The following is a 22,211-nucleotide window of genomic DNA, read 5'->3' as shown; positions in this document are numbered from 1 at the left end:
CGTCCCGACCCTTCCTCTCCCACAGACAGGACTCCTCCACCCATGACCACCCTTCTTTTCGGCCGAGAAAGCGCCTGCACCGAGGACCCGGCCGGCCAGGACCGCCGTACCGTCCTCGTCCCGGCCCACGTCCGCGGCTACCTGGACGCCGGCTTCGAGGTCGTCGTCCAGAGCGGCCTCGGCGAAGGCATCGGCTACCTCGACAACCAGTACGAGATGGAGGGCGCCCGGGTCGAGCAGGGCCCCGCCTGCTACGCCGACAAGGACCTGATCGTCAAGCTGAAGGGCGCCACCGCCGAGGAGATCGGCCACATGTCCCCCGGCACGATCATGCTCACGATGGCGCACCTGTACTGCTTCCCCGAGCGCACCGCGCAGCTGGCCGAGCGCCAGGTCACGGTCATCGCCATGGAAGGCGTACGCAAGACGCAGGAGCCCTCCGAACGCTTCCTCGCCGGCATCCGGGCGGGCGCCCGCGTCAAGCAGGGCGCTCTGGGCCCCCACCCGCGCGTCCACGTCCTCGACGCCGCCGACCAGGACTACGTCAACGGCCTGCTGCGCGTCCTGATGCGCCGCGGACACGGGCCCCTGCACGTCGGCGCCCTCCGGGAGGGCCTGGAGGACGCCTCGCGGACCGGCGACCTGGACGCCACCTCCCACCTGTGCGTCACCCGCTCCGGTTCCTACGTGCGGACGGCCGACGGAGAGCTGTGCCACCTCGACACGCCCTCCGACACGGTCGCCGACGACGCCCTGGTCACCGAGGAGCTGACCCGGTCCACCCGGGCCGTCGGCCAGACCCGGGAGGTCGGCATCGGCGCCACCCGCTACGGCGTCGGCCTGTTCCGCGCCCAGCACGGCCGCAACCCCAGGGCCGTCGTCCTCGGCTACGGCAACGTCTCCATGGGCGCCTTCGAGCAACTGCGCACGGCGGGCGTCGAGTTCACCGTCCTCGGCCGTGAGCAGACCGCCCCCGAGGCCCTCGGCGCGTGGCTGGACTCCGCGGACCTGGTCATCAACGGCGCCGAGACCCCCGGCGAGACCGCGTTCATCCTGACCGACCGGCACGTCGAGAACCACGTCCGGCGCGGCTCGGTGGTCGTCGACCTCATCGGCGGCTCCCCCTTCCGGCGCTCGCCCGTCGAGGCGTTCGAGTGGACCACCTTCCTCCCCGAGATCCACTTCGAGCGCGACGGCCGCTTCTTCGCCGGCCTGTGGGCCTGGGACATGTACTACTCGATGCACGACACGACGGTGAACTACAGCCGCATGATCAAGGACCTGTTCACCGGGTCCGACCGCTACGTGAAGCAGCCCGAGGCGTTCGTCGCCGACCACGCCTACGCCCAGCAGCTGGGGGCGTGATGGCCACCGGTATCGCTTTCGTCCGGCACCCGCTGACCCAGTTCTCGTACGAGACGCTCCCCGCCGGGCTCGACATGCGGCTGCTCTGCCACGAGTCCAAGAGCCAGCTGCGGCGGACCACCGGCGGCGTCGCCCCCGACCGCGTGCGCGCGTACGCCCACTACGAGACCAACGAACTCGTCGAGTTCGACGCGGCACGGATCATCGAGTCGACCGACTGCCGTGGGATCGTCGCGCTCTCCGAGGTCGACATGGAGCGCGCCGCGCGGCTGCGCACCCGGTACGGGATACCGGGGATCACGTACCCGACCGCGCGCCTCTTCCGCGACAAGGTGCTCATGAAGGAGGCGGTGGGCCGGGCGGGATTCCGGGTGCCCCGGTTCCTGCCCGTCGACAGCGCCCTCGACCTGATGGAGGCGGCCTCCACGTTCGGCTACCCGTTCGTGGTCAAGCCGCGCATGGGCGGCGGCTCGATCGGCGCCATGGTCGTACGGGACGAGGAGGCCCTGCGCGCGCTGCTCGCGAAGGGGCTGCGGACCACGTTCTACACCCCGGCCCATCTGGAGGCGGAGGAGTTCGTGGCCGGCGACCTCTACCACGTCGACGGCCTGGTCCTGGACGGTGTGATCCGGCTGCGGACGGTCAGCAAGTACCGCTCGGACATCCTCGAGTTCTCGACGGCCGTCTCCACCCGCATGGTCGACCCGGCATCCCCGCTCGCCGAGCGGCTCGACGGATTCACCTGCGGAGTCCTGGCCGAACTGGGGCTCCTCGAACCCGGCATCCACAGCTACTTCCACTGCGAGGCCTTCGACACGCCCGAGGGCCCGGTGCTGTGCGAGGTGGCGGCCAGGCCCGGCGGCCTGGGCATCGTGGACCAGGTCGACGCCCACTTCGGCGTCAGGACCTTCGAGCTGCTGCTGGCGGCCACGTTCGGCGGTGACGTCCCCGACCCCACCCCGGCGGTCGACCCCGCCCGCCCGCTGGTCGGCTGGGTGGGCGTGCCGAAGGCCTGCGACCCCCTCACCGTCCGGGCGGGCATCCCCGACGCCAACCTCGTCGGCGAGCGCATGCACCGCACGGCGGCGGCCGGGCGGCAGATGTCCTCCGTGGACCTCGACGGCTTCGTCCTGGTACGCGGCGCTTCGGAGCAGGAGCTCGACTCCCTGCTCGGTGCCGCCGTCACCCGCGCCGCCGAGGCGGTGGCGGCATGACGACGACCACGAACGGCGTGTCCGCGACGGGCGCGTTCGCGGAGAGCACGGCCACGAACGACGCGACCACGAACGGCGCGTCCGACTCCCGCGAGACCGTTCTCGTCCTCACGGGCTACGACCTGAAGAGCGTTCCGGTGGTCTCCTGGCTCTCCGACCGCTTCCGGGTGCTGCTGATCGCCTCCCGCAACGCCACCAACCTCCTCCACCACGCGGCCTTCGCGGCGGCCGTGGCCGAGGCCGAGGAGTGGCGCTGGATCGACGACGTCTTCGACGACTACGCCACCGTCGAGCAGGCGTTGGCCTGGCACGAGCGGTACGGCGTCCAACACGTCGTCTGCCTCGACGAGTTCGGGCTGATCTGCGCCGCGCGGATCCGGGAGCTCCTCGGCGTCCGGTCCGGCCAGAGCGTCGAGTCGGCCCTCGCGTACCGCGTCAAGAGCCGGATGTACGAGCGGGTCGCGGACAGCGTCCACGTGCCCGCCCACGCGGTGGCGTCCACCTCCTTCGAGGTGGCGGCCGCGGTCCGCGAGCTCGGACTGCCCGTGGTCGTCAAGCCCGTGGACGGCGCCGCGTCCGTCGACACCCTCGTCCTGCGCGACCAGGAGGACGTCGACCGCTGGCTGCGCTCCCACCCACTGACCTGGGCGCGCCCGGTGCTGGTGCAGAAGTACGTCGACGGCGCGATGTACCACGTCGACGGGCTCACCGTCGGGGGCGCGATCCACGGCGTCACCGTCTCCGCCTACGGCTCCAACGCCCTGGCCCACCAGAGCTCGCGCTCGATGACCTCGACGATGGTCGAGCCGGGCAGCGAGCGGTACGAGCTGCTCGTCGACCAGGCGCGCAGGGCCGTCGCCGCTCTGCCGGACACCGGAGGCAGCTCCTTCCACGCCGAGTTCTTCGTGACCGATGCCGGTGACGTGTACTTCTGCGAGGTGGGCAGCCGCACCGGCGGCGGAGGGGTCCGCAAGTGCTCCGAGCGCGCGATCGGCGTCCACCTGACGAAGGCGCACGCGCTTCTGCAGTGCGGCCTTGCGGACGAGGTGCTGGCGGACGTCCGTGAGCCCGAGCCGTCGGCGCGGTTCGGCTGGTACTTCGAGTACGCCCCCAAGGGTCGCCTCCTCACGGTGCCCGAGCGGTGCGCCCTGCCCGGTGTCGTCGGCTACGACGTGCTCGGCGGCATCGGCAGGTCCCGGGAGGGCGCCAGCTCCAGCGTCGACGCCGTCCAGCTGTTCGTCGTCGAGGCCCAGGACGACGCGGGGTTCGCGGAGACCTACCGGGCCATCGGCGAGTGGTGCCTCACCCACCGCGCGGTCGCCGAGGCGCCCTCCGCCCACTGACGCCCTCACGGGCGCGCCCCCACAGGCCCCGGCTCCCGCCACCGGGGGGCGGCGGGAGCCGGCCCACAGCCGCGCACCGGACCCTCCGACCCACGTCACCCCCACCTCAGCCCCCCGACCCACCCCAACCCCCCGAACGAGGCAGCGACATGACCCAGGTCCTAGAGAAGCCCGAGACCACGGAAGCGGGCCCGCCGAGGCCCGCCGGCCTGGCCGCGTACTACACCGCCGCCCTGGCCATCCGTACCTCCGACGCCGGCACGGCCGCCGCCGTCGTCCTGCTGGCCCTGAGCGCGTCCGGCACGGGCGGCGGGGGAGTGGCCGCCTCCGCCGGTCTGCTGGCCGCCTGCCTGACCGTCCCGCACATGCTCGGCCCGCTCTCGGCCCGGTTCCTGTCGCTGATGCCCTCCGCCCGCAGCGGCCTGTGCGTGTCCTTCGCCCTCTTCGCCGTGGCCTTCGGCGCCGCGGGCGTGCTCATCGACCGGGGCAGCACACTGCTCGCGGCCGGCGCGCTGGCCGTCACCGGATTCCTCGGACCCATCGTCACCGGCGGCCTCAGCAGTCACCTCAGCGCCCTCGTGCCCGCCCGGCAACGCGCCCAACGGCGGGCCCAGTCGGCCGACTCCCTCACCTACGCGATCAGCAACAGCGTGGGGAACTCCCTGGTCGGCGCCGTGGCCGCCGTGGTCTCCCCGCTCGCCACCGTCTACGCCCTCTGTGCGCTGGCCGCCGTCGCGGCCGCGCTGACCGCCGCGCTGCCGCTCCAGGAGACGGAGCGGGCGTCGAGGGCGCGCGCGTCCATGCGGAACGTGCTCCTGGCCATGGTCAGGATCAAGCAGCTGCGGGACATCGTCGTCATCACCTACGGCAACGTGATCGGCTACGGCAGCCTCATCGTGCTCTCCACCACCTTCGCCCGCCGCGAGGACCTGCCCGCCTCGGTCGGCGCGCTGCTGCTCTCCGTCATGGGGCTCGGCTCGCTGCTCGTCGCCGCGTGGCTGATCGCCCGGCCGCTGGCCTTCGACGTCGTCAGGACGGCGAAGTGGTCCGCGGTGGTCAGCGGCGTCTTCATGGTGGTTCCCGCCTTCACCGGGGTCTGGGAAGCAGGGGTCGCCTTCCTCGTCGTCGGCGGCTGCCAGTCCCTCCTGAACACCGCCGCCCTCGCCGTCCGGCGCGAGGCCTCCCCGCCGGACCTGCGCGAGTCCGTCTTCGTCACGATGGCCGGCATCAAGGTCGGCGTCGGCACCCTGGGGCTCGCCCTGGCGGGCCTGGTCCCGGTGGCGTACACGGCGTACGGCTTCCTCGCCGCCGGTCTGCTCAGCCTGGCGGCCGGCCTGCTCCCGAGGACGGCGAAGTCCCCGGAGGCGGCGGATTCTCCGAACACGGCGGATTCTCCGAACATGGCGGATTCTCCGAATGCGGCCGCGTCTTCGAAGGCGGCGGAGTGAGGGCGCGTTCCGGCGGAGCGGGGCCGGTCCGGGTCAACGGGGCCGAGCCGCAGAACGGTCTCGTCCCCTGCGACACCGTGGAGGGCCACGGCAGTCGCATCGTGGACCAGCTCTTCACCGGGCTGTACCGCTACGACGCCGACGGTGAGCTGCGCCCCGCGATGCTGGACACCCTGCGGACCGACGACCACCGCCACTACACGATCACCCTCCGGGCCGGCTGGACCTTCACCGACGGCACGCCGGTCACCGCCCACAGCTACGTCGACGCCTGGAACCACGCGGCCCTTTCCACTCACCGGCAGGCGCAGCGCGGCTTCTTCGCCGCCGTCGAGGGGTACGCCGACGTGGCCGCGGACCCGCCCCGGGCCCGCACCCTCACGGGGCTGGCCGTACGGGACGACCTGACGTTCACCGTCACCCTCGGCCGGCCGGACCACGACTTCCCGCGCAGCCTCGGCTGCCTGCCCGCGCGCCCGCTGCCACGGGTGTTCTTCGAGCGGGGCGCCGAGGCGTTCGGGGAGAACCCGGTGGGCAACGGGCCGTACATGATGGCGGGGGAGGGCGCCTGGCGGCATCACGACGGCGTCGACCTGGTCCCGAACCCCGCGTACCGGGGCCCGGACGCGCCCCGCAACGAGGGGATCTCCTTCGTCTTCTACGACCGTCTCACCGACGCCTACGCCGACCTGCTGGCCGGCCGCCTCGACGTCCTGGACAGCGTCCCGGACAGTGTGCTGCCGACGTACCACCAGGACCTCGGGCCGCGGGCGGTGTCCCGGCCGATTGCGCTCAACAACCACCTCGCCGTCCCCCTGGACCTGCCCCACTTCGGCGGAGCGGAAGGGGCGCTGCGGCGCGCCGCGATCTCGCGGGCCGTCGACCGTGCGCGGATCACCGAAGGGGTGCTGCACTCCACCCGGTCGCCCGCGGCGGACTTCACCGCCCGGGCCCTGCCCGGCTCCGGCCGGCCCCTGCCCGGCGCGGAGGTGCTGACCCACGACCCGGACGCGGCCAGGGCGCTGTGGGCCGAGGCCGACGCCCTGTCCGCGTGGGAGGGCGTGTTCCGCATCGCGTACAACGAGAGCGGCGGCTACGACCTCTGGATCGACGCGGTCGCCGAGCAGCTGCGCGACGTGCTCGGCATCGAGGTCGCGACGGTGCGGCACCCGACGTTCAAGAGCATCCGCGACCGCATCGCCGACGGAACGCTGCGGTCGGCGTTCCGTACCGGCTGGCGCGGCGACTACCCGTCGCCGGTCAACTTCCTCGCCCCGCTCTTCTGCGCCGGTGCGCCGGCCAACGAGGTCGGCTACCGGTCGGCGGAGTTCGAGGCGGAGATGGCGGGGGCCAAGGCGGCCGCGAGCCTTGAGGAGGCCGACGCCCACGTCCGGCGCGCGCAGAGCGTCCTGCTGCGCGACCTGCCGGTGATCCCGCTGTGGGACTACGTCCACGCGGGCGGCCGGGGCGAGGACGTGTCGGTGACCTTCACATGGAACGGTATGCCCGACTACCCGGGCATCGAGAAGCAGGCACAGAAATGAGGAGGACCATGCCGTACGCGAGCGAGGGACCCGTCGACGAGGGGTACCTGCGGCGGGAGTTCGAGGCCTTGGGGCTGCGCGAGGGCGCCGTCGTCGTGGTGCACTCCGCGCTGTCCGCCCTGGGGTCGGTGCAGGGCGGGGCGCGGGCCGTGGTGGACGCGCTGCGCGCGGCCGTGGGGGAGAGCGGCACGGTGGTCGTGCCGACGTTCACCCCGCAGGTCGGCGACCCGCATCCGGACGTGCTCCCCTTCGAGGATCCACGGGCCGACGAGGCGCGCCGGACCGTCCCGCTCTTCCACGACGCCCTGCCCACCCCGATGGGAGCGATTCCAAACGCGGTCCTCGCGACGCCCGGCCGGCTCCGCGGCCGCCATCCGCAGGCCTCCGTCGCGGCCCTGGGGGCCCGGGCCGAGGAGGTCACGGCGAACCAGCCGATCGCCTACGCCCTCGGCAAGGACTCGCCCTTCGACCGCATGTACGGCATGGAAGCCCAGATCCTGCTGCTCGGGGTCGGCCACAACCGCAACTCCTTCCTCCACTACGCCGAATCGCGCGTCCCCGGCCACCGCACGAAGCTGCGGCGCTTCCCGTACGAGATCGAGGGCGAGCGCGTCTGGGTGGAGACCCCGGACCTCGGCGACGACAACGGCCGCTTCTTCCCGCGGCTCGGCGCCGAGGCCGACGCGGCAGGGCTGATCCGCCGCCGCACGATCGGGTCGGCGCCGTGCGAGCTGATGGGAAGCGTCCCGTTCACCGACTTCACCGCCGCGCGCCTGGCCGAACTGCTCGCCGAGGCGGACGTACGGGACGCGTAGCGGCTCAGTCCGGGGTGGCCGGCAGATGGCCGCGCTGGACGGCGCGGACACCGGCCTGGAAGCGGCTGCGTGCGTTCAGGTCGGTGAGCAGACCGGTGGCGATCCGCCGCACCGTACGGGTGGAGACGCCGAGACTGTTGGCGATGGACTCGTCGGTGCGGCCGTCGGCCATCAGCCGCAACACCGCCAGCTGCTGCTTCGTCAGGGAGTCGGGCTCGGAGCGGACCACCGCGCCCAGCGGCTCGGCCGAGTCCCAGACGTGCTCGAACAGCGAGCAGAGCAGGGTGATCATCCCCGGGCTGGTGACCAGTGTGGCGCCCGCTCCCGTGTTGTCGGTGTCGGCGGCGATCAGCGCCGCGCGGCGGTCGACGACGATCACACGGTTGGGCAGCGTGGGGACCGTCCGCACCTGGGCGCCCAGGCTCTCCAGCCATTCGGCGTGCTCGTACGTGGGCTGGTCGCGGCGGATGCTGTCCAGGTAGATCGTGCGCATCGCGACCCCGCGCTCCAGGAGCCGGCGGTTGAGCGGGCGGGAGGCCCGCATGTTCTCCGGCGTCTGCGGCCCGCCCGGCGCGAAGGTCAGAAACTCCTCCTGCACCTCGTCGTTGAGGAGTTCGAGCTGGTCGCGGATGGCGTCGATGCCGTGGAGGTACCGCAGCCCGGCGTGCGAGGCGGGCGCGGCGCTCTCGGCGTACTCGGCGATGAGTTCGGCGGCGGCCGCGCGCGTGGCCTCGATGCGCTGCTGCTGCGCGGTCAGCTCCGCCTGCTGCCGGGCGAGGAGGATCTCCATGCCGAGCCGGGGATCGACGGCGCGGACCTGTGTCCGGTCCTCGCCGGACATCCGTACCAGCGCCATCTCGCTCAGCCGGACCAGCGCCCCGCGCACCTCCTGCTCGTCCATGTCCAGACGCGAGGCCAGCTCGGCGATGCCGTCCTGCGGGTGGGCCAGCTTGGCGCGGTAGACGGCCTCGGTGACGCCGTCGAGGCCCACCAGTCCCAGTCTCGTCGGCATGGACCTTCTTTCTCCCTCACTCGTCGGTCGACCGAACACGCACCGGTCGACCCGAAAACATCATAAAAGACCTTTCTGTCTGGTCTGTCCCTTTCGTTGCCCCGTCAACTTCGTCCCGTCAGCTTTCGACCTCACCGGGGTGTGCCATGTACCTCGTCCACATCCATCTGCGCCCGCCTGCCGACGGTCCCCCGCTGCCCCGTGACACGGACCGCCTGGTGGCCGGCTCCGCCGTGGCGGCGGACGGCTTCGAGCTCGCCGTCGCGCATCCGCGGGTCCGGCCCCATCCCGTGGTGGGCGTGTATCTGCGGGCCCGGAGCCTGGAGGCGGCGGAGGAGTGCGCGGGCTCGATCTGGCGCCGCGCCGTCGCGCGCCACCCGCAGCTTCGCGCGTGGATCCCGGTACGGGCGGAGGTCCCGCTGCTGATGCCGGGCGCCGACGGGTGACCGCTGGGCGGACGGGCCGTGTCCCTTTCCGGACATGGCCAGGTTGCCTGCACCGTTCCCCCTTCAGTCGCGCGCGGAGCCTCCGTAAAACTGAGCGCGTCAACAAAGTGTTGAAGAACTTGGGGGTAGAACCATGAAGTACCGCACCAAACTGGTCAAGATCGTCGTCGCCTGCGTCGCAGCCGTCACGCTCGCCACGTCCGCGCAGCCCGCGCTCGCCGACTCGGGGTGGCAGCGCGGCGGGACGGTCACCGCGTCCACCGACGACTCGGGGTGGCAGCGCACCGGGCAGGAGCCGCAGGGCGCCGACGACTCGGGGTGGCAGCGCAGCGGGCCCGGGACCCGGGGCGGCGACGACTCCGGCTGGCAGTAGGCCGGGACCCGGGAGGCCGACGATCATGCGTCACGACACCCGGAGCGCCGACTCCGACCAGGTCCTGAGGCTCCGCGACGAACTCCTCGCCGCACCGGCGCACACCCTCGCCCTCGCGGACGTCCGCATCGGCGACTCGCCGCGCGTCGAGGGCGAGGACTCCGACCACATCCGCACCCTCGCGGAATCCGACGCGGAGTTCCCGCCGATCCTCGTCCACGGCCCGACGATGCGCGTCATAGACGGAATCCACCGTCTGCGGGCGGCGGCGGCGCGCGGACGCACCCACATCAGGGCCCGGCTCTTCGAAGGGTCGGAGGCGGACTGCCGCCTGCTCGCGGTCGCGGTCAACGTCGCCCACGGCCTCCCGCTCTCCCCGGCCGACCGCCGTGCCGCCGCGGCGCGGATCCTGGCCGCGCACCGCGACTGGTCCGACCGGGCCGTCGCCGCGGTCGCCGGGATCTCGGCGAAGACGGTCGCCGAGATCCGCCGCCAGGAGGCGTCCGGGGCCGTCGATGTCCCCGGCGTACGGATCGGCCGCGACGGCCGCGCGCGGCCGGTCGACGCCGCCCGGGGCCGCGAGCTGGCGGGGGAGCTGATCCGTCGGAACCCCGGCGCCTCGCTGCGCCAGATCGCCCGGCAGGCCGGGATCTCCCCGGCCACCGTGGCGGACGTGCGGAACCGTCTGGCGCGCGGCGAGAGTCCCGTACGGCAACAGGGGCGCGCGGACCTTCCGGAGCCGGCTCCCGTCGACGCGGCGGAGTTGACGGCCCTCGTCGCGTCCCTGCGCCGCGACCCCTCGATGCGTCTCACGGAGCGCGGCCGCAGCGTCCTGAGGATGCTCGACACATGGGCCGTGCTCACCCGGGACCGCGAGGAGATCGCGGCCGGCCTCCCGCCCCACTGCCGCGGCACATTCGCCGAACTCCTCCAGGGCTATGCCCGGACGTGCCAGCTCTTCGCGGACGACCTACGCGAGCGGGTGGCGGTTTCGTAGGACGCGGCAATCCTCCCCGCCGCACTCAACGGCGCTTTTCTGATCGCCCGTTCGAACCGGTCGGGTATCCGCCGTTCGGCTCGCGCCATTTCCCCGTCCTTTGGCCATGGATTAACTCCTCGGCCATGCACCGCAGTTGCGGGACCTGCGCATCTATCGATTCTAGGGACCCGGAACCACCCCGCGTGCGGTAAGCGGGAAATGGATTCGGAAAGGGATGCGTTGGTGAAGGAACAAGGCACGCGGTCGATCATGGTGGCCGTCGAAGAAGCGAGCGAGAAGCCGGCGGAATGGTGCGAGGCACTCGTACGCGCGGGAATCGGCCACGGCCGTCGCCGTACGCCCGCCGGGGGAAGAAGGGGGCCGGTCATGACACTGCCCATCGGGTCGTACGTCATCGAGATCCGCACCGGACGTGTGGGCACGGTCATGGGGCATGTGGGCCCGTACATCCAGCTTCGGCCGCTCGGCGGCGGACGGGAGTGGGACGTCGACCCGGACGGGGTCCGCGAGGCCACCGCGGCGGAGCGGCTCCGCGCGGCGACCGCCCACGCGAACGCGCGCAGCCGCGGCGAGGTGCCATGACCGCGCCGGCGCGGCGGTTCCAGGTGATGTCGCGGACGTAGGCAGGGCGCCCCCTTCCGTACGGGAGAATGGGCCCATGAGTCTGTTCCGCGACGACGGCATCGTGCTGCGCACCCAGAAGCTGGGTGAGGCGGACCGGATCATCACGCTGCTCACGCGCGGTCACGGGCGCGTACGCGCCGTGGCGCGTGGGGTGCGGCGGACCAAGTCGAAGTTCGGGGCCCGGCTGGAGCCGTTCTCCCACGTCGACGTGCAGTTCTTCGCGCGCGGGAGCGACCTGGTCGGGCGCGGGCTGCCGCTCTGCACGCAGAGCGAGACCATCGCCCCGTACGGCGGTGGGATCGTCACCGACTACGCCCGCTACACCGCCGGGACGGCGATGCTGGAGACGGCGGAGCGCTTCACGGACCACGAGGGCGAACCGGCCGTGCAGCAGTACCTGCTGCTCGTCGGCGGGCTGCGCACGCTCGCCCGGGGCGAGCACGCGCCGCACCTCATCCTCGACGCCTTCCTCCTGCGCTCCCTCGCCGTCAACGGCTACGCGCCCAGCTTCGAGGACTGCGCCAAGTGCGGCCTGCACGGACCGAACCGGTTCTTCTCGGTCGCGGCGGGCGGCGTCATATGCGGCGACTGCCGGGTGCCCGGCAGCGTCGTACCCTCTCCGGAGGCCATCGGCCTGCTCAGCGCGCTGCTCACCGGCGACTGGGCGACGGCGGACGCGTGTGAGCCGCGTCATGTCAGGGAGGGCAGCGGGCTGGTGTCCGCCTATCTGCACTGGCACCTGGAGCGCGGCCTGCGCTCGCTGCGGTACGTAGAGAAGAGCTAGGGAGACCCATCGCATGGCCATCGCACGACGCGGAATCCTCGGACGGAAGATCCGGGAGTACAAGACCCCGGAGCCGCACCCGTCCGGCGCGCGCCCGCCGAAGCTCCCCGCCGAGCTGGTGCCGAACCACGTCGCGTGTGTGATGGACGGCAACGGCCGCTGGGCCCAGGAGCGCGGGCTGCCGCGCACCGAGGGGCACAAGGTCGGCGAGGGCGTCGTCCTGGACGTCCTGAAGGGCTGTCTGGAGCTCGGGGTGAAGAACCTCTCGCTCTACGCCTTCTCCACGGAGAACTGGAAGCGCTCGCCCGAGGAGGTCCGCTTCCTGATGAACTTCAACCGGGACGTGATCCGGCGCCGGCGCGACGAGATGGACGAGCTGGGCATCCGCATCCGCTGGGTCGGCCGCATGCCGAAGATGTGGAAGTCGGTCGTCCAGGAGCTCCAGGTCGCGCAGGAGCAGACCGTCGACAACGACGCGATGACGCTGTACTTCTGCGTCAACTACGGCGGCCGCGCCGAGGTCGCGGACGCAGCGCAGGCGATCGCCCGCGACGTCGCGGCGGGCAAGCTCGACCCGTCGAAGGTCAATGAGAAGACCTTCCAGAAGTACCTGTACTACCCGGACATGCCGGACGTCGACCTCTTCCTCCGCCCGAGCGGCGAGCAGCGCACCTCGAACTACCTGATCTGGCAGAGCAGCTACGCCGAGATGGTCTTCCAGGACGTCCTCTGGCCGGACTTCGACCGCCGTGACCTGTGGCGCGCGTGCGTCGAGTACGCCTCGCGCGACCGCCGCTTCGGCGCGATCCCGGCGGCGGACCGTGCGGCGATGGGCACGGTCCCGCAGCAGGGTCCGGCGGTCTGACCCCTCCCGGACCGACCTCCTGCCCGGCCGCTACGATCGCGGCTTGTCGTCGAGGCACCGGGGAGGGGCCGACCATGGCCGAGGGGCAGAATCCGACAGCGCAGGGGGCCGTGGAGCTGGCCTACGTGCCGACCGATGTCGACGTGGCCGACGCGCTGCGCGCGCGGATGCGCAAGACACGGGGCGGGCGCAGCCTGCGGCTCGCGCTGCTGGCCCTGGGGGCCTTGGGCGTCTTCCTCCTGGTGCTCTCCATCATCCGGCCGGTGACGGGAAATCCCGTCGCGGATTCGGCCGGCGCGCTCTTCCTCACCTTGTTCTCCTTCGGTCTGCTCGTGCTCTACCCGGTCCTCACGGCCCGGCAGGTCCACAGGATGGTGGCCTCGCAGGGGGAGTTCCGGGCCTTCGTGGACGAGCAGGGGATGCGCTGGACCTCGCGGGACACCGACATGAAGGCCGGGTGGGAGATGTTCCCCCGGTACGTCGAGACGGCCGAGCTGTTCGTCCTGTTCTCCGGCGACAGGAACGGCGTCGGGGTCGGCACGCTGCCCAAGCGCGGTCTGGCCGGTCCCGAGGAGGTCGACCGGCTCCGCGCCATCCTGGACCGGCACATCACTCGGCTCTGAGCCGCGCGCGTACGTGCAGGGCGAGCCGCGCGCGTACGGGCAGGGCGAGCCGCGCGCGTACGGGCAGGGCGAGCCGCGTGTGTACGTGAAAGGGCCCGCACCGGATCGCTCCGGTGCGGGCCCTTTTCGTGGGTCGGCTGCCTGGCTACTTCGCCGCGCACTCCGCGCACGTGCCGAAGATCTCGACCGTGTGCGCCACGTTCACGTACCCGTGCTGGGCCGCGATCGTCTCTGCCCACTGCTCCACCGCCGGGCCCTCCACCTCGACCGCCTTGCCGCAGACACGGCAGACGAGATGGTGATGGTGGTCGCCCGTGGAACAGCGGCGGTAGACGGTCTCGCCGTCGTTGGTGCGCAGCGCGTCGACCTCGCCCGCGTCCGCCAGGGACTGGAGCGTGCGGTAGACCGTCGTGAGGCCCACCGAGTCGCCGCGGTGCTTGAGCATGTCGTGCAGCTCCTGGGCGCTGCGGAACTCGTCCACTTCGTTCAGTGCCGCCGCGACAGCGGCCCGCTGCTTGGTCGAGCGGCCGCGTACGGGGGGTCCTGCCGTCGCCACAGGGGCCTCCTTGTTCGTTCCGTTGCCCCCGCCATTCTGCCAGGCGGTTCAGACGGTGACGTCGTCCGTGGGGCGGCGCGTGAGCGGCACCTGTGCGTCGCAGGCCGCCGAGGCGGCCTCCGCCGCCCGTGCGCGGCGTCTGGCCAGGGGCGCGGAGAGCGCCGTCAGGACGATGAAGACACCGATCGCGAGCAGCACGATGAGGGAGCCGGGCGGCAGGTCCTGGTAGTAGGTGGTGACGGTGCCGGTCAGGGTGACGGCCGTGCCGATGACCACCGAGAGGACGAACGTCGCCCGGAAGGACCGGGTCAGCTGCTGGGCCGCCGCGACCGGGACCACCATCAGGGCGCTCACGAGGAGCAGGCCGACGACCCGCATCGCGACGGTGACGGTCACGGCGGCCGTCACGGCGACGAGCAGGTTCATGGCGCGGACCGGGAGGCCGGTGACGCGGGCGAACTCCTCGTCCTGGCTGACGGCGAAGAGCTGGCGGCGCAGGCCGATGGTGACGAGGACGACGAAGGCGGCGAGGACGCCGATCGCCGTCACGTCCTCGTCCGACACCGTGGAGAGCGAGCCGAAGAGGTAGGAGAGCAGGTTGGCGTTGGAGCCGCCGCCGACCTGGATCAGCATGACGCCGCCCGCCATGCCTCCGTAGAAGAGCAGCGCGAGCGCGAGGTCGCCGCGGGTGCGTCCGTAGGTTCGGATCAGCTCCATCAGCACGGCGCCGGCGATGGCGACCAGCGTGGCCATCCACACCGGGCTGCTGTTGAGCAGGAAGCCGAGGCCGACACCGGTCATGGCGACGTGGCCGATGCCGTCGCCCATCAGAGCCTGGCGGCGCTGGACGAGGAAGATGCCGACGGCGGGCGCGGTGATGCCGACGAGGACGGCCGCGAGGAGCGCCCGCTGCATGAAGGCGGGTTCGAGGAATTCCATGATCCGGTCAGCTTCCTCAGGTCAGCAGACCCGTGCGGAGCGGCTCGTCGGCCGCGTGCGGGTGGACGTGGTCGTGGCCGGGCAGGGCATGCTGGCCGACCGCCTTCGGCGGCGGGCCGTCGTGGACGACGCAGCCGTCGCGGAGGACCACGGCCCGGTCGATCAGCGGTTCCAGGGGGCCGAGTTCGTGCAGGACGAGCAGGACGCTCGTGCCGCCGGCGACCTGCTCGCGCAGGGTGCCGGCGAGGATCTCCTGGCTCGCGAGGTCGACGCCCGCCATCGGCTCGTCCATGATCAGCAGCTCGGGCTCGGAGGCGAGCGCGCGGGCGATCAGGACGCGCTGGTGCTGACCGCCGGAGAGGGCGCTCACCGAGTCCTTGGCGCGGTCGGTGAGGCCGACGAGCGCGATGGCGCGGTCGACGGCGGCCTTGTCGGCCTTGGTGAGCGGGCCGAACCTCCGACGGGAGAGCCGGCCGGAGGTGACGACCTCCCGGATCGTGGCCGGGACGCCGCTGGCGGCGGTGGTGCGCTGCGGGACGTAGCCGACGCGCGCCCACTCGCGAAAACGCTTCTGCTCGGTGCCGAAGAGTGAGATCGAACCGCCGGTCAGCGGCACCTGGCCGATGACGGCGCGGACGGCCGTCGACTTGCCGGAGCCGTTGGCGCCGAGCAGCGCGACGACCTCACCGGGGTTCACGGTGAGGTCGACGCCGCGCAGGACCGGGCGCGCACCGAGGGACGCCATGGCTCCGCGGACGGATATGACGGGTGTGACGGGCGCGCTCACGGTCGCCTCCTGCTGTGGGTGGGTCACTTCGCGCCGAGGGCCTTCTTCAGCGCGGCGAGGTTGGACTGCATGACCTCGATGTAGTCATCGCCCTGGGACCTGTCCGTGATTCCCTCCAGCGGGTCCAGGACGTCGGTCTTCAGGCCGGCGTCCTTCGCGAGGGTCTTCGCGGTCTTGTCGCTGGCGAGGGTCTCGAAGAAGACGGTGGAGACCTTGTCCTTCTTCGCGATCGTCTGGAGCTCCTGCATCCGGGCGGGGCTCGGCTCGGACTCGGGGTCGAGGCCGGTGATGCCCTCCTGGTCCAGGCCGTACCGCTCGGCGAGGTAGCCGAAGGCGGAGTGGGTGGTGATGAAGGTCTTGGTGGTGGTGTTCTTCAGGCCCGTCTCGTACGCCGTGTTCAGCGCACCGAGCTTCTTGACCAGGGCCTCGGTGTTCTTCTTGTAGTCGGCCGCGTGGTCCGGGTCGGCCTTCTCCAGGGAGGCGCCGACGCCCTTGGCGACCTCGGTGTACTTCACCGGGTCGAGCCAGATGTGCGGGTCGGCACCGGCCTCGGACTCGTGGCCGTGCTCGTGGCCCTCTTCCTCGTGGCCGTGCTCCTCGGCGCCGTGGTCGTGGCCGACCGCCGTGCCGTGGTCCTCCAGCGACGTGAGGGTCGCGGCGTCGACGGTGTTCTTCACGCCGGCCTGCTTGATCGCCTCGTCGACGGCGGGCTGGACGCCCTTGAGGTAGAGGATGTAGTCGGCCTCGCCGAGCGCGCCGATCTGCCTCGGCTTGAGCTCCAGGTCGTGCGGCTCGACGCCCGGCGCGGTGAGCGTGTCGACGGAGACGCGGTCGCCGCCTATCTGCTCGACCAGGTACTGCATGGGGTAGAACGACGCCACCACGCTGAGCTTGCCGTCGGCGGCCTTGTCGGACGCGTCGGACCCTCCGCCGCAGGCGGACAGGGTCAGGAGCCCGAGGGTGACGGCTCCGGCGACGGCGGTGGTGGGTATCAGACGGCGTACGTTCATGACAGTCATTTTCAACAAAGATGGAAACGATTGTCAATTGTCCCGATTGTGTTCCCGGACACGCGCGCGGACGCGGCGGAAGTGCCCGGACCGATTTGATACGGGGGGTGCGGGCGCCGGTAACCTGAAGCATTCGCACTTCGTCGTCGTAATGAAGAGAGCACCGTGGCCGCCGACAAGATCGACACCATCGTCAGCCTGAGCAAGCGCCGTGGCTTCGTCTACCCGTGCAGTGAGATCTACGGCGGCCAGCGCGCCGCCTGGGACTACGGGCCGCTGGGTGTCGAACTCAAGGAGAACATCAAGCGTCAGTGGTGGCGTTACATGGTCACCGCGCGCGAGGACGTCGTCGGCATCGACTCGTCGGTGATCCTGGCCACCGAGGTCTGGGAGGCCTCCGGTCACGTCGCCACCTTCACCGACCCGCTGACCGAGTGCACCTCCTGCCACAAGCGCTACCGCGCCGACCACCTGGAGGAGGCGTACGAGGAGAAGCACGGCCGTCTCCCCGAGAACGGCCTCACCGACCTGAACTGCCCCAACTGCGGCAACAAGGGCACGTTCACCGAGCCCAAGCAGTTCTCCGGTCTGCTCTCCACCCACCTCGGCCCGACCCAGGACTCCGGCTCCGTCGCCTACCTGCGTCCCGAGACCGCGCAGGGCATCTTCACCAACTTCGGCCAGGTGCAGCAGACCTCGCGCAAGAAGCCCCCGTTCGGCATCGCGCAGATGGGCAAGTCCTTCCGGAACGAGATCACTCCGGGCAACTTCATCTTCCGGACGCGTGAGTTCGAGCAGATGGAGATGGAGTTCTTCGTCAAGCCGGGCGAGGACGAGCAGTGGCACGAGTACTGGATGGAGCAGCGCTGGAACTGGTACACGGGCCTGGGTCTCCGTGAGGAGAACATGCGCTGGTTCGAGCACCCGAAGGAGAAGCTCTCCCACTACTCCAAGCGCACCGCCGACATCGAGTACCGCTTCCAGTTCGGCGGCAGCGAGTGGGGCGAGCTGGAGGGTGTCGCCAACCGCACCGACTACGACCTGAACGCGCACTCCAAGGCGTCCGGCAACGACCTGTCCTTCTTCGACCAGGAGGCCGGCGAGCGCTGGACCCCGTACGTCATCGAGCCGGCGGCCGGTGTCGGCCGGACGATGCTGGCGTTCATGCTCGACGCCTTCAACGAGGACGAGGCCCCGAACGCCAAGGGCGTCATGGAGAAGCGCACCGTGATGCGCTTCGACCCGCGCATCGCGCCGATCAAGGTCGCCGTCCTGCCGCTCTCCCGTAACCCGCAGCTGTCGCCGAAGGCCAAGGGCCTCGCCGCCGACCTGCGGCAGAACTGGAACATCGAGTTCGACGACGCGGGCGCCATCGGCCGCCGCTACCGCCGCCAGGACGAGATCGGCACGCCGTTCTGCGTCACCGTCGACTTCGACACCCTGGACGACAACGCGGTGACCGTGCGCGAGCGCGACACCATGAAGCAGGAGCGCGTCTCCCTCGACCAGATCCAGGGCTACCTGGGCAGCCGCCTGCTCGGCTGCTGACGCCGTCGGTACGACGAAGCCCCCGGTTCCGCATACGGAACCGGGGGCTTCCTCGTGTCCTGGGTGGTGTGCCTAGGGGCGCAGTCCGCGCAGCAGCAGGTCCACCACCGCGTCGAACTCCGCCTGGATCGTGGGGCGCTGCCACTCCGGGGCGTAGGCCGGGTCGTGGAAGCGGGCCGTGGCGTCGAAGAGCGCGCGGGCCGTCGCGTCGGCGTCGGGGGTGGTGAACTCGGCGCCCCGGACGCCCTCTTCGACGATCTCGCGGACCTGGCCGACCAGGACGTCGAGGTGCTCCTCGACCACTCCGCTGTTCTCCCCGAGCAGGACCTCGTACGTGGCGAACAGCTCCGGGTCGTCACCGGCCTTGTGCCGCTTGGCCTCGAAGAGCTCGACGAACCAGGCACGGAGCTTCTCCGGGGCCGGGCGGTCGGGGGACCCGGTCAGCTCGGCGAGCACGGCCTCCGTACGGGAGAGCCAGCGGCCGGTCACCGCCTCCCGCAGCGCCGCCTTCGTCCGGAAGTGGCGGTAGACGCTGCCGTGGCTGACGCCGAGGACGCGGGCCACGTCCACCACGGTCGCCTTCGCGGGGCCGTACCGGCGGAGCACCTCCTCGGTGGCTTCGAGGATGCGCTCTGCTGTCAGGGTCTCGGTGGCCATGGGGTGACAGTACCTGTCAGTCGACCCCGGGTCAGTGCTCGCTGTCCAGGTGGGCCATCTGCGCCGCCGGGTAGCGCTCGCCGGCCGCCGCGCCCGCCGGGACGGCCCGCTCGATCGCGGCCAGGTCGGCGGCGTCCAGCGTCACGTCCAGGGCGCCGAGGGCCTCCGTCAGCCGGTCCCGACGGCGGGCGCCGACCAGCGGCACGATGTCCACGCCCTGGCGGGAGCCCTGCGCCAGGACCCAGGCGATGGCGGTCTGCGCGACCGTCACACCCTTGGCCTCGGCGAGCGCCCGCAGGTGGTCCACCAGGTCCAGGTTCCGGTGGAGGTTCTCGCCCTGGAAGCGCGGGCTCATGCCTCGGAAGTCGCCCGGGGCGAGCTCGCGGTCGCGGGCGAAGTGGCCGCTGATCAGGCCGCGTGACAGCACGCCGTACGCCGTGATCCCTATGCCCAGCTCGCGGGCGGTCGGCAGGATCTTTTCCTCGATGCCGCGCGAGATCAGGGAGTACTCGATCTGGAGGTCGGCGATCGGGGCGACGGCCGCCGCCCGGCGCAGGGTGTCCGCACCGACCTCGGAGAGGCCGATGTGCCGGACGTGTCCCGCCTCGACCAGCTCGGCGATCGCGCCCACGGTCTCCTCGATCGGTACGTCCGGGTCGACGCGGGCGATCCGGTAGATGTCGATGTGGTCCGTGCCGAGGCGCTGGAGGCTGTACGCCGCGAAGTTCTTCACGGCGGCCGGCCGGCCGTCATAGCCGGTGAAGCCGCCTTCGACCGTGCGCAGGGCGCCGAACTTCACGCTGGTCAGCGCCTGCTCCCGGGCGGCGGCGGGGGCCGTGCGCAGCGCTTCGTTGATCAGCAGTTCGTTGTGCCCCATGCCGTAGAAATCGCCGGTGTCCAGGAGGGTGACGCCGGCGTCGAGCGCGGCGTGGAGGGTCGCGATCGACTCGGCGCGGTCGCTCTCGCCGTACAGCGCGGACATGCCCATGCAGCCGAGGCCGAGGGCGGAGACCTGAGGGCCGGTGGCGCCGAGGCGGCGGGTGGGGAGGGTGTGGGCGGAGGTCATGGAGGTCTCCTCGGGAGGTGGATCGGGAGGGTGACGCATGACAACCATGGCATGACGACTGACAGATTTCAATGTTTGTCATTCACTCAATGGGGTGGCGGGCGTCGGGCGCGCCACCACGCCGGAAAATCGACGTGCCGGGCAGCGGGCCGCCGAGGTACCGTCTGCCGCATGTCTTCGTTCTTCCAGATCTACGAGTGAGAGCGCCGCGGGCGACGAACTCCCCGCAGCGCCGGCCGATTGACCACCGCATTTCTCACTGATGGGAGAACCACCCATGGCCAAGGGCCGCAACAACCTCCTCGGCGTCGGCGGACAGCGCAAGAAGCTGTCACGCGGCGAACAGCACGGCGCCGGACAGGCCCGCGACGCCGACCGCAAGGCCGCCGCCGACCAGAAGGCCGAGCTGCTGAAGAAGATGCGCGAGAAGGCGGAGGGCGCCACCGGCGCCGAGACCGCCGAAGCGACGGGGGCCGCAGCCTCGGGCACCCAGCAGTAGCCACAGCCCGTACGACGACGTGGGCCCGGGTCGCGAACCGTGACCCGGGCCCACGTGCGTCCGGCACACGGCGACGGCGCCGTGCCGGCGCCCTGCGCGGGGCGGCCGGGCCCCCGCTCCCCTCAGCCGCCTCAGCTCACGCCCTGCCCCTCAGCCCCCGACGCGCCCCTCAGCTCACCACGCGCGGCAGTCGCAGGCTCATCAGGACCGTCAGGAGGACGGCCGCCAGCTGGACGACGAGCGTCACCGTCAGCGCCGTGCCCATCGAGCCGGTCGCCGCCAGGGACAGGAAGAGCGAGCCGAGCGTTGCCACGCCGAGCGCGAGGGCCGACTGCTGGGCGGTCACCATCACCCCGCTGCCGACGCCCGCCCGGTCGGCCGGGACCTCGGAGAGGACGACCCGGAACAGGACCGGGAGCTGGAGGCCCTGGCCGAGACCCGCGACGGCCATGCCCGGCAGCAGGCTCCAGGCGGAGAGATCGGGCCACGCGCGCCAGGCTTCCAGGGCGAGCAGGGCGATGCCGAGCCCCTGTACGACGCCGCCCGCCGTGACGACCCGCGTGCCCCAGCGCCGTACGAGCCGGGGGCCCGCGAGCGACGCCCCGAAGAAGGCCACCGCCATCGGGACCAGGGCCAGGCCCGAGACCACCGCGCTCATGTGCAGCCCCTGCTGGAGCGCGACCGCGATCACGAACATGAAGCCGCCGAAGCCGACCGAGAACGGCAGGACCAGCGCGAGCCCGCGGCGCAGGGAGACCAGCGCGAGCAGGCTCGGCGGCACCAGCGGCGTGCGGCCCCGGCGGTCGGCCCTCAGCTCCACCCACCAGAACGCGCCCGCGGCGAGCGGGAAGATCCCGAGCGCGACCCAGGTCCACAGCGGCCAGCCCGCCGCCCTCCCCTCTGTAAGAGGGGCGAGGAGCGTGAGCAGCGCGAGGCCGAGGAGCAGGGTGCCCGGGACGTCGACCGGCGCAGGGCGCTCGGAGCGGGTCTCCGGGACGGTCCGTACGGCGAGCAGCAGGCCCGCGACCGCCACGGGCACGTTGACCAGGAAGATCGCCCGCCAGCCGCTGCCCCAGAGGTCCGCCGCGACGAGGACCCCGCCCAGGATCTGGCCGGCGACCATCGCGAGCCCGGCGGTCGCCCCGTAGAGGCTCAAGGCCTTCGCGCGGCGGGCGCCCGCCGTCGAGGCGTGGATGGTGGCGAGGACCTGCGGCAGCATCAGCGCGGCCGAGGCACCCTGTGCCACGCGGGCCCCCACCAGCGTCCAGGCGTCCGGGGCGAGCCCGCAGGCCAGCGAGGTCACGCCGAAGGCGGCCATGCCCGCGAGGAAGAGCCGGCGGCGGCCGAACAGGTCCCCGAGCCGTCCGCCGAGGACCAGCAGCACGGCGTACGAGAGCCCGTACCCGGCGACGACCAGCTCCAGCATGGCCGGTCCTGCGGCCAGGTCGTGATCGATGGTCGGCAGGGCGACATTGACGATGAAGAAGTCGATCAGTGGCAGAGCGGCGCCGAGGAGGACGGTGAACAGTCCGAGGGGGCCAAGGACGGGCGCCCGGGGGGCGACGACGGTGCCGGAGGCGGAGCCGGCGCCGGTCTTCAGGGCGGAAGCGATGGGAGAGGCTGAAGTAGGCACGTATCGACCATCGGCCCTTCCTCAGCCTGGTACCAGAGTGTCTTTATCCTGGTACCAGCA

General features: G+C 71.8%; 23 protein-coding genes. 15 read left to right on the top strand and 8 right to left on the bottom strand.

Annotated features, from left to right (window positions below; all coding sequences use genetic code 11):
- The first annotated feature begins 42 nt into the window (after positions 1-42).
- The 6 genes from ACWF79_RS07645 (at position 43) to ACWF79_RS07620 (ending at position 7,729) form a co-directional block, all read left to right on the top strand.
- Entirely contained in the window at positions 43-1,365 is a 1,323-nt protein-coding gene (locus ACWF79_RS07645) for a hypothetical protein (RefSeq protein WP_453727124.1), read from the top strand.
- A complete protein-coding gene (locus tag ACWF79_RS07640; protein ID WP_453727123.1) occupies positions 1,365-2,579 on the top strand; it encodes an ATP-grasp domain-containing protein in 1,215 nt (404 codons plus the stop codon). Before ACWF79_RS07645 ends, ACWF79_RS07640 begins: the two co-directional genes overlap by 1 nt.
- Positions 2,576-3,922 carry an ATP-grasp domain-containing protein gene (locus ACWF79_RS07635; protein ID WP_453727122.1) on the top strand — a complete coding sequence of 449 codons (1,347 nt, stop codon included), beginning with the start codon at positions 2,576-2,578 and terminating at the stop codon, positions 3,920-3,922. The genes ACWF79_RS07640 and ACWF79_RS07635 overlap by 4 nt, the downstream gene beginning before the upstream one ends.
- A 149-nt stretch (positions 3,923-4,071) precedes the next feature.
- Positions 4,072-5,370, top strand: coding sequence for a hypothetical protein (locus ACWF79_RS07630; protein WP_453727121.1), 1,299 nt, complete (start codon positions 4,072-4,074; stop codon positions 5,368-5,370).
- The gene (locus tag ACWF79_RS07625; RefSeq protein ID WP_453727120.1) at positions 5,367-6,914 is read left to right on the top strand and encodes a peptide ABC transporter substrate-binding protein; all 1,548 of its coding nucleotides are present in this window, start codon (positions 5,367-5,369) and stop codon (positions 6,912-6,914) included. Before ACWF79_RS07630 ends, ACWF79_RS07625 begins: the two co-directional genes overlap by 4 nt.
- An 8-nt stretch (positions 6,915-6,922) precedes the next feature.
- A complete protein-coding gene (locus ACWF79_RS07620) occupies positions 6,923-7,729 on the top strand; it encodes an aminoglycoside N(3)-acetyltransferase (RefSeq protein WP_453727119.1) in 807 nt (268 codons plus the stop codon).
- Positions 7,730-7,733: 4 nt separating this feature from the next.
- On the opposite strand, the gene ACWF79_RS07615 is transcribed toward ACWF79_RS07620, so the two are convergent.
- Positions 7,734-8,741: a LuxR C-terminal-related transcriptional regulator gene (locus ACWF79_RS07615; RefSeq protein ID WP_453727118.1), complete on the bottom strand. Its 1,008-nt coding sequence runs from the start codon at positions 8,739-8,741 to the stop codon at positions 7,734-7,736.
- Positions 8,742-8,887: 146 nt separating this feature from the next.
- On the opposite strand from ACWF79_RS07615, the gene ACWF79_RS07610 reads away from it, so the two are divergent.
- From ACWF79_RS07610 to ACWF79_RS07580, 7 genes are all read left to right on the top strand, one after another.
- On the top strand, positions 8,888-9,187 hold the full coding sequence (locus ACWF79_RS07610; protein ID WP_453727117.1) for a hypothetical protein: 300 nt from the start codon (positions 8,888-8,890) through the stop codon (positions 9,185-9,187).
- 133 nt (positions 9,188-9,320) lie between these two features.
- Positions 9,321-9,560, top strand: a complete 240-nt coding sequence (locus ACWF79_RS07605; RefSeq protein WP_453727116.1) for a hypothetical protein — start codon at positions 9,321-9,323, stop codon at positions 9,558-9,560.
- Between the two features lie 25 nt (positions 9,561-9,585).
- Positions 9,586-10,557 carry a winged helix-turn-helix transcriptional regulator gene (locus ACWF79_RS07600; protein WP_453727115.1) on the top strand — a complete coding sequence of 324 codons (972 nt, stop codon included), beginning with the start codon at positions 9,586-9,588 and terminating at the stop codon, positions 10,555-10,557.
- A gap of 369 nt (positions 10,558-10,926) precedes the next feature.
- Positions 10,927-11,142, top strand: coding sequence for a hypothetical protein (locus tag ACWF79_RS07595; RefSeq protein ID WP_453727114.1), 216 nt, complete (start codon positions 10,927-10,929; stop codon positions 11,140-11,142).
- A gap of 76 nt (positions 11,143-11,218) precedes the next feature.
- Positions 11,219-11,968, top strand: a complete 750-nt coding sequence (gene recO, locus ACWF79_RS07590; protein ID WP_361965624.1) for a DNA repair protein RecO — start codon at positions 11,219-11,221, stop codon at positions 11,966-11,968.
- A 19-nt stretch (positions 11,969-11,987) separates the two neighbouring features.
- Complete coding sequence (locus ACWF79_RS07585; RefSeq protein ID WP_453727198.1) at positions 11,988-12,833, top strand: isoprenyl transferase; 846 nt, start codon at positions 11,988-11,990, stop codon at positions 12,831-12,833.
- 74 nt (positions 12,834-12,907) lie between these two features.
- Positions 12,908-13,456 (top strand): YcxB family protein, encoded by a 549-nt coding sequence (locus ACWF79_RS07580; RefSeq protein WP_453727113.1) that lies wholly within the window; start codon positions 12,908-12,910, stop codon positions 13,454-13,456.
- Between the two features lie 145 nt (positions 13,457-13,601).
- Here ACWF79_RS07580 and ACWF79_RS07575 read toward each other — a convergent pair whose 3' ends face one another.
- The 4 genes from ACWF79_RS07575 to ACWF79_RS07560 all read right to left on the bottom strand — a co-directional run bounded on the left by ACWF79_RS07575 (position 13,602) and on the right by ACWF79_RS07560 (position 16,748).
- Positions 13,602-14,012, bottom strand: coding sequence for a Fur family transcriptional regulator (locus ACWF79_RS07575; protein ID WP_453727112.1), 411 nt, complete (start codon positions 14,010-14,012; stop codon positions 13,602-13,604).
- 48 nt (positions 14,013-14,060) lie between these two features.
- Positions 14,061-14,951, bottom strand: a complete 891-nt coding sequence (locus tag ACWF79_RS07570) for a metal ABC transporter permease (RefSeq protein WP_453727111.1) — start codon at positions 14,949-14,951, stop codon at positions 14,061-14,063.
- A gap of 16 nt (positions 14,952-14,967) precedes the next feature.
- Complete coding sequence (locus ACWF79_RS07565) at positions 14,968-15,696, bottom strand: metal ABC transporter ATP-binding protein (RefSeq protein ID WP_453727197.1); 729 nt, start codon at positions 15,694-15,696, stop codon at positions 14,968-14,970.
- Positions 15,697-15,761: 65 nt separating this feature from the next.
- Positions 15,762-16,748 (bottom strand): metal ABC transporter substrate-binding protein, encoded by a 987-nt coding sequence (locus tag ACWF79_RS07560; protein WP_453727110.1) that lies wholly within the window; start codon positions 16,746-16,748, stop codon positions 15,762-15,764.
- Positions 16,749-16,913: 165 nt separating this feature from the next.
- Here ACWF79_RS07560 and ACWF79_RS07555 point away from each other — a divergent pair, with 165 nt between their 5' ends.
- Positions 16,914-18,296, top strand: coding sequence for a glycine--tRNA ligase (locus ACWF79_RS07555; protein WP_362366026.1), 1,383 nt, complete (start codon positions 16,914-16,916; stop codon positions 18,294-18,296).
- Between the two features lie 72 nt (positions 18,297-18,368).
- On the opposite strand, the gene ACWF79_RS07550 is transcribed toward ACWF79_RS07555, so the two are convergent.
- Together ACWF79_RS07550 and ACWF79_RS07545 are read right to left on the bottom strand one after the other, a co-directional pair.
- Positions 18,369-18,953 (bottom strand): TetR family transcriptional regulator, encoded by a 585-nt coding sequence (locus ACWF79_RS07550; RefSeq protein ID WP_453727109.1) that lies wholly within the window; start codon positions 18,951-18,953, stop codon positions 18,369-18,371.
- Between the two features lie 31 nt (positions 18,954-18,984).
- Entirely contained in the window at positions 18,985-20,019 is a 1,035-nt protein-coding gene (locus tag ACWF79_RS07545) for an aldo/keto reductase (RefSeq protein ID WP_453727108.1), read from the bottom strand.
- A 277-nt stretch (positions 20,020-20,296) separates the two neighbouring features.
- On the opposite strand from ACWF79_RS07545, the gene ACWF79_RS07540 reads away from it, so the two are divergent.
- On the top strand, positions 20,297-20,518 hold the full coding sequence (locus tag ACWF79_RS07540; RefSeq protein ID WP_453727107.1) for a DUF6243 family protein: 222 nt from the start codon (positions 20,297-20,299) through the stop codon (positions 20,516-20,518).
- A gap of 169 nt (positions 20,519-20,687) precedes the next feature.
- Here the strand turns inward: ACWF79_RS07540 and ACWF79_RS07535 are convergent, their stop codons facing one another.
- A complete protein-coding gene (locus ACWF79_RS07535; RefSeq protein WP_453727196.1) occupies positions 20,688-22,118 on the bottom strand; it encodes an MFS transporter in 1,431 nt (476 codons plus the stop codon).
- Positions 22,119-22,211: the final 93 nt, after the last annotated feature.

Source organism: Streptomyces sp. NPDC054975 (genome assembly GCF_053609105.1).
This window is presented reverse-complemented; position numbering and strand designations above follow the sequence as displayed.